Annotated in this window: 12 protein-coding genes; all 12 read right to left on the reverse strand. The window is 55.4% G+C overall.

Annotation, left to right across the window (positions count from 1 at the left end; genetic code table 11):
• Positions 1–99: 99 nt before the first annotated feature.
• The 12 genes from nuoL to lrhA all read right to left on the reverse strand — a co-directional run bounded on the left by nuoL (position 100) and on the right by lrhA (position 13,660).
• Positions 100–1,941, reverse strand: coding sequence for an NADH-quinone oxidoreductase subunit L (gene nuoL / locus NMC31_RS19435; protein WP_149462017.1), 1,842 nt, complete (start codon positions 1,939–1,941; stop codon positions 100–102).
• Complete coding sequence (nuoK, locus tag NMC31_RS19440; protein ID WP_003861496.1) at positions 1,938–2,240, reverse strand: NADH-quinone oxidoreductase subunit NuoK; 303 nt, start codon at positions 2,238–2,240, stop codon at positions 1,938–1,940. The genes nuoL and nuoK overlap by 4 nt, the downstream gene beginning before the upstream one ends.
• The gene (nuoJ, locus tag NMC31_RS19445; protein ID WP_015963659.1) at positions 2,237–2,791 is read right to left on the reverse strand and encodes an NADH-quinone oxidoreductase subunit J; all 555 of its coding nucleotides are present in this window, start codon (positions 2,789–2,791) and stop codon (positions 2,237–2,239) included. The genes nuoK and nuoJ overlap by 4 nt, the downstream gene beginning before the upstream one ends.
• A gap of 11 nt (positions 2,792–2,802) precedes the next feature.
• On the reverse strand, positions 2,803–3,345 hold the full coding sequence (gene nuoI, locus NMC31_RS19450) for an NADH-quinone oxidoreductase subunit NuoI (protein ID WP_000172742.1): 543 nt from the start codon (positions 3,343–3,345) through the stop codon (positions 2,803–2,805).
• Between the two features lie 14 nt (positions 3,346–3,359).
• The gene (nuoH, locus tag NMC31_RS19455) at positions 3,360–4,337 is read right to left on the reverse strand and encodes an NADH-quinone oxidoreductase subunit NuoH (RefSeq protein ID WP_253898900.1); all 978 of its coding nucleotides are present in this window, start codon (positions 4,335–4,337) and stop codon (positions 3,360–3,362) included.
• The gene (nuoG, locus tag NMC31_RS19460; protein ID WP_253898901.1) at positions 4,334–7,060 is read right to left on the reverse strand and encodes an NADH-quinone oxidoreductase subunit NuoG; all 2,727 of its coding nucleotides are present in this window, start codon (positions 7,058–7,060) and stop codon (positions 4,334–4,336) included. The genes nuoH and nuoG overlap by 4 nt, the downstream gene beginning before the upstream one ends.
• A 163-nt stretch (positions 7,061–7,223) precedes the next feature.
• Positions 7,224–8,561: an NADH-quinone oxidoreductase subunit NuoF gene (nuoF, locus tag NMC31_RS19465; protein WP_149462014.1), complete on the reverse strand. Its 1,338-nt coding sequence runs from the start codon at positions 8,559–8,561 to the stop codon at positions 7,224–7,226.
• A complete protein-coding gene (gene nuoE, locus NMC31_RS19470; protein WP_015963655.1) occupies positions 8,558–9,058 on the reverse strand; it encodes an NADH-quinone oxidoreductase subunit NuoE in 501 nt (166 codons plus the stop codon). The genes nuoF and nuoE overlap by 4 nt, the downstream gene beginning before the upstream one ends.
• A 2-nt stretch (positions 9,059–9,060) precedes the next feature.
• The gene (gene nuoC / locus NMC31_RS19475) at positions 9,061–10,866 is read right to left on the reverse strand and encodes an NADH-quinone oxidoreductase subunit C/D (RefSeq protein WP_149462013.1); all 1,806 of its coding nucleotides are present in this window, start codon (positions 10,864–10,866) and stop codon (positions 9,061–9,063) included.
• Between the two features lie 86 nt (positions 10,867–10,952).
• Positions 10,953–11,627, reverse strand: coding sequence for an NADH-quinone oxidoreductase subunit NuoB (gene nuoB, locus NMC31_RS19480; RefSeq protein WP_015963653.1), 675 nt, complete (start codon positions 11,625–11,627; stop codon positions 10,953–10,955).
• A 15-nt stretch (positions 11,628–11,642) separates the two neighbouring features.
• A complete protein-coding gene (nuoA, locus tag NMC31_RS19485) occupies positions 11,643–12,089 on the reverse strand; it encodes an NADH-quinone oxidoreductase subunit NuoA (RefSeq protein WP_041686206.1) in 447 nt (148 codons plus the stop codon).
• Positions 12,090–12,718: 629 nt separating this feature from the next.
• Positions 12,719–13,660 (reverse strand): transcriptional regulator LrhA, encoded by a 942-nt coding sequence (gene lrhA, locus NMC31_RS19490; RefSeq protein WP_149462012.1) that lies wholly within the window; start codon positions 13,658–13,660, stop codon positions 12,719–12,721.
• Positions 13,661–14,032: the final 372 nt, after the last annotated feature.

Raw genomic sequence — 14,032 nt, forward strand, 5'->3', positions numbered from 1 at the left:
TTGTCGGTATGTTTGCCCGGTGGCGCTTCGCTTACCGGGCCTACAGAATTGTAGGTCGGATAAGCGAAGCGCCATCCGACACTTACAAAACAATCAAACTCAACGCAATACCATCAGCAGTGCCAGTACAACCACGGCACCAATGCTCATGGAAGCCACATACCAACGCAGATAACCGTTCTCGCTCAACACCAGCCCTTTACCCGCTACGCGAGAAAGAATGGCCGGAATGTTCATCATGGCGTTCATCGGGTCGCGCTTCAGCAGCCACGCAATTCCCAGGAACGGTTTAACGAATACTTTGTCGTACAGCCAGTCGAAGCCCCAGGCGTTATACCACCAGGTGCCCAGCAGACGGCCAGGGCCGCTGTTGGCAATCGACGTCACCAGAGTCCGTTTGCCCAGCCACAGCCATGCGGCAATCAGAATGCCCGCAATCGCCACCACACCAGAGGTAATTTCCAGTGTCAGTACGCGGCCATGCTCAAGCTCGGCAGTATCCGGCAGTACACCTTGCAGCGGCGGAACAATCAGCGCGCCAACAAAGGTGGAGAGGATCATCAGCACAATCAGCGGCAGGTGGTGGGTGATCCCCTTCCCTGCGTGAGCGTGAATTTGTTCTTTTCCGTGGAAGACGATGAAAATCATACGGAAGGTGTAGAGCGAGGTCATAAACGCACCGACCAAACCTGCCACCATCAGATTGATATGGCCATTCGCCATCGCACCCGCCAGAATCTCATCCTTACTGAAGAAGCCTGCGGTAATCAGCGGCAGCGCGGAGAGCGCAGCACCACCAATCAGGAAGCAGGCGTACACCAGCGGAATGGATTTACGCAGGCCGCCCATCTTAAAGATGTTCTGCTCGTGGTGGCAGGCGAGGATAACCGAGCCGGACGCCAGGAACAGCAGCGCTTTAAAGAAGGCGTGTGTCATCAGGTGGAAAATCGCCGCATCCCACGCCTGAACGCCCAGCGCCAGGAACATGTAGCCAATCTGGCTCATAGTGGAATAGGCGAGTACGCGTTTGATGTCGGTTTGCACCAGCGCGGCAAAGCCTGCCAGCACCAGCGTGACCGCACCCACGATACCAACCAGATGCAGAATTTCCGGGGTCATCAGGAACAGACCGTGGGTACGCGCAATCAGGTAGACACCGGCGGTGACCATCGTTGCGGCGTGGATCAGCGCGGAGACAGGCGTCGGGCCCGCCATCGCATCAGCAAGCCATGTTTGCAACGGCAGCTGTGCCGATTTACCGACCGCACCACCCAGCAGCATCAGCGTCGCCCAGGTGAGCATGTTGTTGCCCGCCTCGAAGTGCGCCGGCGCCAGTTCCACCATTTCGCGGAAGTTCAGGGTGCCCAGTTCGTTGTAGAGAATAAACAGTGCGAAGGCGAGGAAGACGTCACCCACGCGGGTCACGACAAACGCTTTCATTGCCGCTGCGCCATTCTTCGGATCGGTGTAGTAGAAACCGATCAGCAGATAGGAACAGAGGCCCACGCCTTCCCAGCCGAGGTACATCAGCAGCAGGTTGTCGGCAAGAACCAGAACCACCATGCTGGCGATGAACAGGTTGGTGTAGGCGAAGAAGCGAGAGTACCCCTCTTCCCCACGCATATACCAGGAGGCGAACATGTGGATCAGGAAGCCAACGCCCGTCACGACCGAGAGCATGGTCAGCGACAGGCCGTCCAGCACGAGGTTGAAACCGATGTTGAAATCGCCCACTGACATCCAGGTCCACAGCGGAACACTGAGCACCTGTTTGCCGTTATTAAAGAAATCGACGCCGACAATCGCGGTCACCAGCGCCGCCAGGCCAATTGACCCCACGCCTACGGTGGCGGAAAGGTTTTCCGACCAACGACCACGGGAGAAGGCCAGCAGAACAAAGCCAATCAATGGCAGAATAATGGTTAAGGCAAGCATATTCATCCGCGCAACTCACTTACTGAATCGATGTTCAGGTTCTGGCGGCGACGATGGAGCTGCAGCAGCAGCGCCAGGCCAATACTCGCTTCCGCAGCCGCAAGGCTGATAGCGAGGATATACATCACCTGACCATCGGTCTGGCCCCAGTAGCTTCCGGCGACCACAAAGGCCAGCGCGGAGGCGTTAATCATGATTTCCAGCCCAATCAGCATAAACAGCAGGTTGCGGCGGATAACCAGACCGGTTAAGCCCAGAACGAAGAGGATCGCGGCGAGGATCAGTCCATGTGTTAAGGGGATCATGCGTGCTCCTCCGGTTTTCTTTTCGCGCTGTCGTTCGGACGGTTGCTGATAAGCTCGCCCGGACGGTCTTCACGGCCAATGTGGAAGGCGACAACCAGGCCTGCCAGCAGCAGCATGGACGCCAGTTCAACCGCCAGAACGTACGGGCCAAACAGGGCGATACCGACTTCTTTCGCGCTGATTGGGTTGCCGTCGATGCCCTGGTCGTTAAGGCCCAGAATGGCGTACACCATCACCGCCAGCAAAACGGCGGAGAGGATCGCCGGGCCAATCCAGATTTGCGGCTTCAGCCACTCACGTTCCTGAGCAATTTCTGCCCCACCGAGGTTCAGCATCATCACCACAAACACGAACAGCACCATGATGGCCCCGGCGTAAACGATGATCTCCAGCGCCCCGGCGAAGTACGCGCCCAGCGAGAAGAAGACGCCTGCGATAGCCAGCAGCGAAATAATCAGGTACAGCAAGGCGTGTACCGGATTAGTGTGCGTAATAACCCGCAGCGTCGCGAGGATGGCGATAAGGCCACAGATATAAAAAGCGAATTCCATTGCCCCTCTCCTTAAGGTAACAGGCTCTTGACGTCGATAGGCTTGGCTTCGTTCTCTGCTTCGCCTTTATCTTTGCCGTCGATTGCCATACCCGCCATCCGGTAGAAGTTATATTCCGGGTATTTGCCCGGGCCGGAAATCAGCAGATCCTCTTTCTCGTACACCAGATCCTGACGTTTGTATTCGCCCAGTTCAAAGTCCGGGGTTAACTGAATCGCCGTGGTCGGGCACGCTTCTTCGCACAGGCCGCAGAAAATACAGCGTGAGAAGTTGATGCGGAAAAACTCCGGATACCAGCGGCCATCTTTGGTTTCTGCTTTCTGCAGTGAGATACAACCTACCGGGCAGGCTACCGCACACAGGTTACAGGCCACGCAACGCTCTTCGCCGTCCGGGTCGCGCGTCAGCACGATACGGCCACGATAGCGCGGCGGCAGATACACCGGCTCTTCCGGGTACATTTGCGTTTCGCGTTTGGCGAACGCATGCAGGCCGATCATCCAGATACTGCGTACCTGGGTGCCGAAACCTACCAATAATTCTTTTAAGGTCATGGTCTATTCGCCCCTTATGGCTGCTGCCAGAGAATGACAGCCGCCGTTACCAGCAAGTTGATTAGCGTCAGCGGCAGGCAAATTTTCCAGCCGAAGGACATTACCTGGTCATAACGAGGACGTGGTAATGAGGCGCGAATCAAAATGAACATCATCATGAAGAACGCGGTTTTGATCGCGAACCAGATGAACGGCGGTAAGAACGGGCCTTGCCAGCCACCGAAGAACAGGGTCACCATCATGGCCGAAATGGTCACGATACCGATGTACTCCCCCACGAAGAACAGACCGAATTTCATACCGGAATATTCAATGTGGTAACCATCAGCCAGTTCCTGCTCGGCTTCGGGTTGGTCAAACGGGTGACGGTGGCAAACTGCCACGCCCGCGATAGCGAAGGTCACAAAACCAAAGAACTGCGGAATAACGTTCCAGATGCCGGCCTGATTGTTGACGATGTCGGTCATGTTGAATGAACCGGCCTGCGCCACCACGCCCATCAGGGAGAGCCCGAGGAACACTTCATAGCTCAGCGTCTGGGCAGATGCACGCATCGCGCCTAACAGTGAGTATTTGTTGTTGCTCGACCAGCCAGCGAACAGCACAGCGTAAACCGCCAGCCCTGCCATCATCAGGAAGAACAGAATGCCGATGTTCAGGTCAGCCACCACCCATGTAGGGCTCACCGGTACAATCGCAAACGCCAGCAGCAGCGAGGTGAAGGCGATCATCGGTGCCAGGGTAAAGATGACGCGATCCGAGAATTTCGGGATCCAGTCTTCTTTAAAGAACATCTTGATCATGTCTGCCACCAGCTGGAGCGAGCCGCCCCAGCCTACGCGGTTCGGCCCGTAACGGTTCTGGAACAGACCGAGCAGACGACGTTCGCCGAAGCTCATGAACGCGCCGCAGGTGACAACCACCAGCAGGATGACCACCGCCTTGAGAATAGTGAGCAGGATCTCAATCAGATCCGGAGTTAACCAACTCATTGCTGTGCCTCCTGCAGATTTTCAAGACGTCCACCGGCCAGCACCGGCGCGATGCCAGGCAGCCCCATCGGTAAGCCCACCTGCCCTGCCGTCAGACCTTCGGAAATCACCAGCGGCAGGGTGACGGTTTGACCGTCATAGCCGAAGGCGATTTTCGCGCCAGCGTTAACGCCGAGTTTCGCGGCGTCCGCCGGGTTCAGGGCGATATACGGTTGCGGCATACGCGTCTGGAAGACCGGGGAACGTTGTGACATCTCGTCGCTGCCGAACAGATGGTAGTACGGCGCGATACGCCATTTACCTTCTTCCGCCTGGAAGCCTGCCGGAACGGTGGTGAAGTAATCGAGACCGTTTTCAGACGCTTCAATCAGACGCACTCCCGGATCGCCATGACGCAGATGACCACCCACCTCAGCCTGGAACTTGTTCCATGCCTGCGGGGAGTTCCAGCCCGGTGCCCATGCAAACGGAATTTGCGAGCGCGGCGCGCCTGGCTGGTTGTTCCCTTCCATGGAGAAGGCGAACATGGTGTCTTTATCCTGCGGCTGACGCGGTTCGTGCACGCTGATATTGGCGCGCATCGCGGTACGGCCACTGTAACGGTGCGGTTCACGCGCCAGTTTCTGACCGCGAATACGGAAGGTCGCGTCCGGCGCAGCATCTTTGATGCCTGCCAGTTGCGGCAATTTTTCGACCACCGCGTCGATGACGTGGTCAAGCTGGGTCCAGTCCACTTCACGACTCTGCACCGTGCTGTGCAGAGAGTGCAGCCAGCGCCAGCTTTCCAGCATCACGGTGTTGCTGTCGTAGTACGCCGGATCATAAACCTGGAAGAAGCGCTGTGCGCGGCCTTCGTTGTTGATGACCGTACCATCGCTTTCGGCAAAACTTGCCGCAGGCAGCACCAGGTGCGCTTTTTCCATAATCGCCGTGCGTTGATGATCAATCACCATCACCAGCGGCGCTTTGGAAAGTGCGGCATCCACACGGCTGGCGGAAGCGTGACGGTGCAGGTCGTTTTCCAGTACGATAACCGCATCTGCCGCGCCGCTTTCCAGCTCGTTCAGTGCATCATCAAGCGAGCCGCCGCCAATCATGCCAAGACCCATGCTGTTCACCGCGCGGGCAACCATGGTGATACCAACGTCAGAACCACGGGTTTTCAGTGCTTTCGCAACGTTTGCTGCCGCCTGAATGACATCCGCGCTTCCGGCGTTGGTACCGGAAATAATCAGCGGTTTCTTCGCGCCAGCCAGCGCCTGAACCACGACGTCAATTTTGTTTTGCAGGTCGCGATCGATACCGTCTACCGCCGGAGCGCTGTTATCCAGCGCGTGGGCGATAGCGAAACCGAAGCGCGCCTGATCTTCAACCGGTGCGCGATAGGTCCACGCGGCAATGTCATCCAGACGGGTGTTATCGACGTTGGTGACAAACAACGGATGTTTCGCGCGCTGGCCGATGTTGAGGATTGCTGCAATCTGCCAGTCAGCCACTTTCTGGGCCGCCGCCATTTCACGTGCTTTACCTTTCACCGCCTGACGAACAGAGAGTGCCACGCGTGCGCCGGTCTGGGTGATATCTTCGCCCAGAATCAGCACCGCATCGTAAGACTCAATTTCACGCAGCGCTGGCGTGTGCACACCGCCTTCACGCAGCACCGTCAGTGCCAGTTGCAGACGCTCCTGCTCCGCTTTCGCGATACCGGTATAAAAGTTTTCCGCACCGACCAGTTCACGCAGCGCGAAGTTGCTTTCAACGCTGGCGCGCGGGGAGCCGATACCAATCACTTTCTTCGACTGACGCAGAATATCCGCCGCGCCCTGCATCGCCTGTTCGGCGTTGAGGGTGATCACATCGCTGCCGCGCAGTTGTTCTGGCTGGCGTGGACGGTCTTTCAGGTTCACGTAGCCATAGCCGAAACGACCACGGTCGCAAAGGAAGTAGTGGTTTACGGTACCGTTATAGCGGTTTTCGATACGACGCAGTTCACCGTAGCGCTCGCCCGGGCTGGTGTTACAGCCAATGGAACATTGCTGGCAGATGCTTGGCGCAAACTGCATGTCCCATTTGCGGTTGTAACGCTCGGAGTGCGTTTTATCAGTGAATACGCCGGTCGGGCAAATTTCGACCAGGTTGCCGGAGAATTCGCTTTCCAGCGTGCCGTCTTCCGGGCGACCGAAGTAGACGTTGTCATGTGCGCCATACACGCCCAGATCGGTACCGTCTGCATAATCTTTGTAGTAACGCACACAGCGGTAGCAGGCGATGCAGCGGTTCATTTCGTGAGAGATGAACGGCCCCAGGTCCTGATTACGGTGGGTACGCTTAGTGAAACGGTAGCGACGGAAGCTGTGCCCGGTCATCACGGTCATATCCTGAAGGTGGCAGTTACCGCCCTCTTCACAGACCGGACAGTCGTGCGGGTGGTTGGTCATCAACCACTCGACCACACTTTCGCGGAACTGCTTCGCTTCATCGTCATCAATAGAAATAAAAGTGCCATCGGTGGCCGGTGTCATACAGGACATCACCAGGCGACCACGCGTGTCTTCCGCGTTTTGGTATTGCTTCACCGCACACTGGCGGCAAGCGCCGACGCTGCCCAGCGCCGGATGCCAGCAAAAGTACGGAATATCAAGGCCGAGGGAGAGACACGCCTGTAGTAGGTTGTCCGCCCCGTTGACCTCATATTCTTTGCCGTCTACATGAATTGTAGCCATTAGCATGCTTCCAGTTGGCCCAGTCAGAGACTGAGCGTTAATCGAAATCTTACCCCTCACCCTAACCCTCTCCCTAAGGGAGAGGGGACAGAATGTGCGCGTTGTAAACCCGGCACTGGTTTTCTCCCTCTCCATTAGGGAGAGGGCGGGGTGAGGGTGAAAATTACCAGCGCGTCTTCAGCAGGTTCGGCTGAATCCCATGAATCGCATGGGTATTGCTGAACTGCTGCTTGATGCCCGCTTCAAATTCTTCACGGAAGTATTTAATCGCGCTCTGTAACGGTTCTACCGCGCCAGGTGCGTGCGCACAGAATGTTTTACCCGGACCTAAGAATCGACACAGTTGCTCAAGAGTCTCGATATCGCCCGGTTGGCCTTCGCCTTTTTCCAGCGCGCGCAGAATTTTCACGCTCCACGGCAGGCCATCACGGCATGGCGTACACCAACCGCACGACTCACGGGCGAAGAACTCTTCCAGGTTACGCACCAGGCCAACCATGCCAATTTCATGGTCAACGGCCATCGCCAGCGCCGTACCCAGACGGCTGCCTGCTTTACCGATGCTTTCGAACTCCATCGGCAGGTCAAGATGCGCTTCGGTCAGGAAGTCAGTTCCCGCGCCGCCTGGCTGCCAGGCTTTGAATTTCAGGCCATCGCGCATGCCGCCAGCGTAATCTTCAAGGATTTCACGCGCAGTGGTACCAAACGGCAGTTCCCACAGGCCCGGATTTTTCACCCGACCGGAGAAGCCCATCAGCTTGGTGCCCGCATCTTTGCTTTTCGAGATATTCTGGTACCACTCCACGCCGTTGGCGAGAATAGCGGGAACGTTGCACAGGGTTTCCACGTTGTTGACGCAGGTCGGTTTGCCCCATGCGCCAGAGGTCGCCGGGAATGGCGGCTTCGAACGCGGGTTGGCACGACGCCCTTCAAGGGAGTTGATCAGCGCAGTTTCTTCACCACAGATATAGCGCCCTGCCCCGGTGTGCACGAACAATTCAAAATCAAACCCGGTGCCCATGATGTTTTTGCCAAGCAAACCGGCTTCAGTTGCTTCGGCAATTGCGCGACGCAGATGCACCGCGGCTTCAACGTATTCACCGCGCAGGAAGATGTAACCACGGTACGCTTTCAGCGCAAACGCGGAAATGAGCATGCCTTCCACCAGCAGGTGCGGCAGTTGCTCCATCAGCAGACGGTCTTTATAGGTGCCCGGCTCCATTTCATCGGCGTTACACAGCAGGTAACGGATGTTCATGGATTCGTCTTTCGGCATCAGGCTCCACTTCAGGCCAGTGGAGAAGCCTGCGCCGCCGCGCCCTTTCAGGCCAGCGTCTTTCACCTGGTTGACGATTTCGTCCGGGGAGAGCCCCATCAGCGCTTTACGTGCGCCTTCATAACCGTTTTTGCTACGGTATTCGTCCAGCCACACTGGCTGTTTGTCATCACGCAGACGCCAGGTCAGCGGATGTGTTTCGGGAGTACGGATAACGTTTTTCATTTATACCGCTCCAGTAGTTCAGGAATGGCTTCCGGCGTCAGATGGCTGTGAGTATCCTCATCAATCATCATATTCGGCCCTTTATCGCAGTTCCCCAGGCAGCAGGTCGGCAGCAGCGTAAAGCGACCGTCAAAGGTCGTCTGCCCCGGTTTGATGTTGAGCTTTTGCTCCAGCGCCGCCTGGATCCCCTGGTAACCGGTGATGTGACACACCACGCTGTCGCAGTAACGGATCACGTGACGGCCCACCGGCTGGCGGAAGATCTGGCTGTAGAACGTTGCCACGCCCTCGACGTCGCTTGCCGGAATACCCAGCACATCGGCAATCGCGTGGATTGCGCCGTCCGGCACCCAGCCACGCTGTTTCTGGACGATTTTCAGCGCTTCGATGGACGCCGCACGCGGGTCTTCGTAGTGGTGCTTCTCGTGCTCAATCGCTTCACGCTCTGCCGCACTCAGCTCAAAAGCCTCGGTTTGTGGTTGTTGGTTCTCGTGCATAATTAGCGGTCCACGTCTGACATAACAAAATCAATACTACCCAGATAGACAATAAGGTCTGATACCAGGCTGCCACGGATAGCCGACGGGATCTGCTGCAGGTGCGCATAGCTCGGCGTGCGGATACGGGTGCGGTAGCTCATGGTGCTGCCGTCGCTGGTCAGGTAGTAACTGTTAATACCCTTGGTCGCTTCCACCATCTGGAACGATTCCTGCGCCGGCATGACCGGGCCCCAGGAAACCTGCAGGAAGTGGGTGATCAGGGTTTCGATATGTTGCAGCGTGCGCTCTTTCGGCGGCGGCGTGGTCAGCGGGTGATCCGCTTTGAACGGGCCTTCCGGCATGTTGTCGAGGCACTGCTGAAGGATACGCAGGCTCTGGCGCAGTTCTTCCACTTTCAGCATCACGCGGGTGTAGCAGTCAGAAACGCCACCGCCGGTCGGGATTTCAAAGTCGAAGTTTTCATAGCCAGAATACGGACGCCATTTACGCACGTCGAAGCCGATACCGGTCGCGCGCAGGCCAGCACCGGTGGTGCCCCACTCCAGCGCTTCTTTCGCGGTATAAGCAGCCACGCCTTTAGAGCGGCCAATCAGGATGGTGTTACGCAGCGCCGCTTTCTCGTAAGAGTCGAGACGCTTCGGCATCCACTCGAGGAATTCACGCAGCAGGCGATCCCAGCCTTTCGGCAGGTCGTGCGCGACGCCACCGATGCGGAACCATGCCGGGTGCATACGGAAACCGGTAATCGCTTCCACCAGATCGTAGATTTTCTGACGGTCGGTAAAGGCAAAGAATACCGGCGTCATCGCGCCGACGTCCTGAATAAACGTAGAAATATACAGCAGGTGGCTGTTGATGCGGAACAGTTCGGAGAGCATCACGCGAATAACATTAACGCGATCCGGCACTGTTATCCCCGCCAGTTTTTCAACGGCCAGTACGTATGGCATTTCGTTGACGCAGCCGCCGAGATATTCGATACGGTCGGTATACGGAATGTAGCTGTGCCAGGACTGGCGCTCGCCCATTTTCTCCGCGCCGCGGTGGTGATAGCCCACGTCAGGCACACAGTCGACGATCTCTTCGCCATCAAGCTGCAGGATAATACGGAATGCACCGTGCGCAGACGGGTGGTTCGGGCCGAGGTTGAGGAACATAAAGTCCTCGTTTTCGGTACCGCGCTTCATGCCCCACTCTTCCGGTTTGAAGGTCAGCGCTTCCATTTCGAGGTCCTGCTTGGCTTTAGTCAGCTCAAACGGATCGAATTCGGTGGCGCGCGCCGGATAGTCTTTACGCAGCGGGTGGCCTTCCCAGGTGTTCGGCATCATGATGCGACGCAGATTCGGGTGGCCGTTAAAGGTAATACCAAACATCTCCCAGGTTTCACGCTCATACCAGTTGGCGTTTGGGAAGAGTTTGGTGAAGGTCGGCACGTTCAGATCGTTTTCAGACAATGCCACCTTGAGCATAATATCGCTATTACGTTCAATGGAGATCAGGTGGTAGAAAACGGAAAAATCCGCCGCGGGTAAACCCTGGCGGTGCGTGCGAAGACGTTCGTCCATGCCGTGTAAATCAAACAGCATGACGTAAGGCTTAGGCAGTTTCTTCAGGAAGTCGCCGACTTCCAGCAGCTGTTCGCGCTTGACCCAAACGACGGGAACCCCGGTGCGGGTCGCCTGAACGGTAAAAGCATCCGGCCCAAAACGGTTGCGCAGTTCGCCGATGACCGGGTCATCAAGGTGATCCCGTGTTTGCCATGCGGCCGCTTCATGCGCGGTTAAATCGGTCATATTGTTCACCATTGCAAAAGGTCCGTGGTGACTGCTGACGAGGCTTCGCGTTGTAGTAAATTGATTTGCGAAGTTTTTATCCCGCCCGCAGGCGCAAATTAAATCTCGTCAGGCGTGCGCAGATTCGTCACTGCAATTCGTTCGCCGCGTTTACGCTCGCGTTCCGATTGCATGTTGGCGCGATAAACGCCCTGATCGCCCACCACCCACGACAGTGGGCGGCGCTCTTTGCCGATAGACTCCTGCAGCAGCATCAGCGCCTGCATATAGGCTTCCGGACGCGGCGGACAGCCCGGGATATACACATCCACCGGAATAAACTTATCAACGCCCTGCACGACAGAGTAAATGTCGTACATGCCGCCAGAGTTCGCGCAGGCCCCCATGGAGATAACCCACTTCGGTTCCAGCATCTGTTCGTACAGGCGCTGAATAACCGGGGCCATCTTGGTGAAGCAGGTTCCCGCCACCACCATCAGGTCAGCCTGACGCGGAGAAGCACGCAGAACTTCCGCCCCGAAACGCGCCACGTCATGCACCGCGGTGAAAGACGTCACCATCTCAACGTAGCAGCAAGAGAGACCAAAGTTGTAAGGCCAGATTGAGTTTTTGCGACCCCAGTTGACCATATCGTGCATCGCGTGTTCGAGCTTGCCCATATACACGCTTTTGTTAACTTCCTGCTCCAGGGGATCGGTAACAATCTCCTGTTTTTGCAGGGGATAACGGTCGTTCTCACCGTTAGGATCTATGCGGGTGAGCGTATAATCCATCTTATTGCCTCGCTTTTACTGCGTATTACGGTTAGTGACGCTGTCAGTATCGGAGTTAACCAGGGTGCGGCGAGAACGCGCAGGCGTCCAGTCAAGTGCGCCAACACGAACGAGGTAAACCAGACCAGCCAGTAGCACCAAAATGAAAATTGCGGCTTCGATAAACCCTACCCAGCCACTTTCGCGGATAGACGTTGACCAGGCGAAAAGGTAGAGCGCTTCCACGTCGAAGATGACGAAGAACATGGCGACCAGATAGAACTTCGCGGACATGCGCAGGCGTGCGGTGCCCACAGAGTCGATGCCCGATTCAAACGGCGTGTTTTTACTTCTTGCGCGTGCGCGACCGCCAAGATACCAACCGCCGACCAGCATGAGGCAGCACAGGCCAACGGCGATGAGCAGAAAGATAGCGAATGCCCAATGATGAGCGATGATTTCAGTGGATGTTGACATACTCAAAGCTTTACCAAATAGGTAGCATAACCCCTTCTGCTCTTACCGGCAGATGGACGCTACATCGATTCATGGGGAGGATTAAAAAACCAGCAAAGCGGCCAGAATCACAGCATAGACCGAAAAAATCTGAGGTTTTTTACTCCTTTCGATAACCTTTTGTCAACTTTAACAAAGGTTTCATCACATTAATTTACATCAATTCCATTTCATTAACATTACGTGCCCTTTGCGGCATTTCGACTCATGTCACCCTCCGGATTGAGTGCTGGTGAATCGTGTCCGTTTACGAACAATAACAACTAGTACCCTTCTATTTTGACAGGAATTTCACACGATTCCTCCCCCTCTGGAGGAGTATTTTCTTGATCTAAGACACGGTTCTGTTAATTCGACCTGAAAAACAGCAACAAAACACCCGGTTTTTTAACATTAGCAGGATATGTTAAAAGTGGATCACAATTGACAGCATTCGTGAATGAGAATCACATAATCAATTGATTATAATGTGATTAGTAAAAAGCATTAATTGCCAAAAGCATTAGCACAGGCGAAAAAAAAGCCACTGGCTCACTTTTGCTAGCCAGTGACTCTTTTTTACACTTACATTTTGTTACCAGTTTTCTACAAGGTTGTTACTCAATAACCTCGTCATTAGCGTGGGAATCATCTCCCCCTTCCAGGGTATAGACCGTGCTCTGCGTCCAGGGTTTGATGCTCGTCTCAACCGACTGGAAAATCATCTGCATTAATTCATTTGGATTCTGCACGTTACAGCTTAGTAAATATTCGGTATCTGGCAACACCGGCAGTTTGTCGGCTCTCCCCAACACGCGCAGTTCCGGGCTCATCATCTCTACCGGCCTTGCGGTAACGCCGAGGCCCGCCTTCACCGCAGCGCGTACTGCCGACGGTGTAGAGGCCACATATGCCAGACGCCATGGCACATTTGCCGCATCCAGGGTTGAGATGATCATATCGCGGAACGGGCTGGGATCATCAAGCAACACCAGCGGTACTGGCTCTCCCGGGCGCAGAGCGAACTCTGCGGCGCAGTACCAGTGCGTCGGCGAGGTACGCAACACCGTTGAGTGGAACGCATCAATCCGGTGCGTGGTTAGTACCAGATCAACCTCGTTTTTATGGAGCATGTCCGCCATGTCTGCGTGTCGCTTAACACGCACATCCAGGCCAAGCTTTGGCCAGGCGGAGCTAATACGGTTGAGCAGGAATGGCAGGATGGTATCCGCTGACTCATCGGAGGAACCAATCGTCAGTTGCCCCTGAACCGTACTGAACATCAGCGATGTACAGGCCTCATCATTGAAGCGCAGAATTTTACGTGCGTAGCCTAAAAGCTGAATACCGTGCTCGGTCAGCAGTTTATTGCGGCCATGGCGGGCAAAAAGTTCTTTGCCAACAAGTTGTTCAAGCCGCTGCATTTGCTGGCTAACGGCGGATTGGGTGCGACAAACGGCTGCTGCTGCTGCGGCAAAAGTGCTCAAATCGGCGACCGCAACAAATGTTCTCAGCAGATCGAGGTCGAGGTTCAGTATCGGACGATTTGCATTTATCATATTTATTCACTTACAGGCTGCTAAGGCTAACCTGCCTTGTTGATGCCGCGCTCTGAAATCAGGCTCATCCTTTTAAAAGCCCATCCTTCGGCATGATGCAACCGAATGACTGCCTGACGGAGCGGTATTACATTAAAATTGTCTGCCTCCCATCGGGTGACAGTCCCCTCTGCGATAAAGTGTTTATCTTCAGGTGTGAGACTATTTTTCTCAGTACCTTTGTGTGTGCGCTTTCAAAAAAACCGGTTGTATGATCAGTCAATATAATCCTGACTACCCAATAATACCGGAAGGAAACAAATGATTAAAAACTGTTTAATAACAAAATGTTGTCGGCTTCCAGGGGTAATCACTCACGCATTTGATGAATGA

This window comes from Pseudocitrobacter vendiensis (assembly GCF_943590815.1).
In the GTDB taxonomy this organism is placed as follows: domain Bacteria; phylum Pseudomonadota; class Gammaproteobacteria; order Enterobacterales; family Enterobacteriaceae; genus Pseudocitrobacter; species Pseudocitrobacter vendiensis.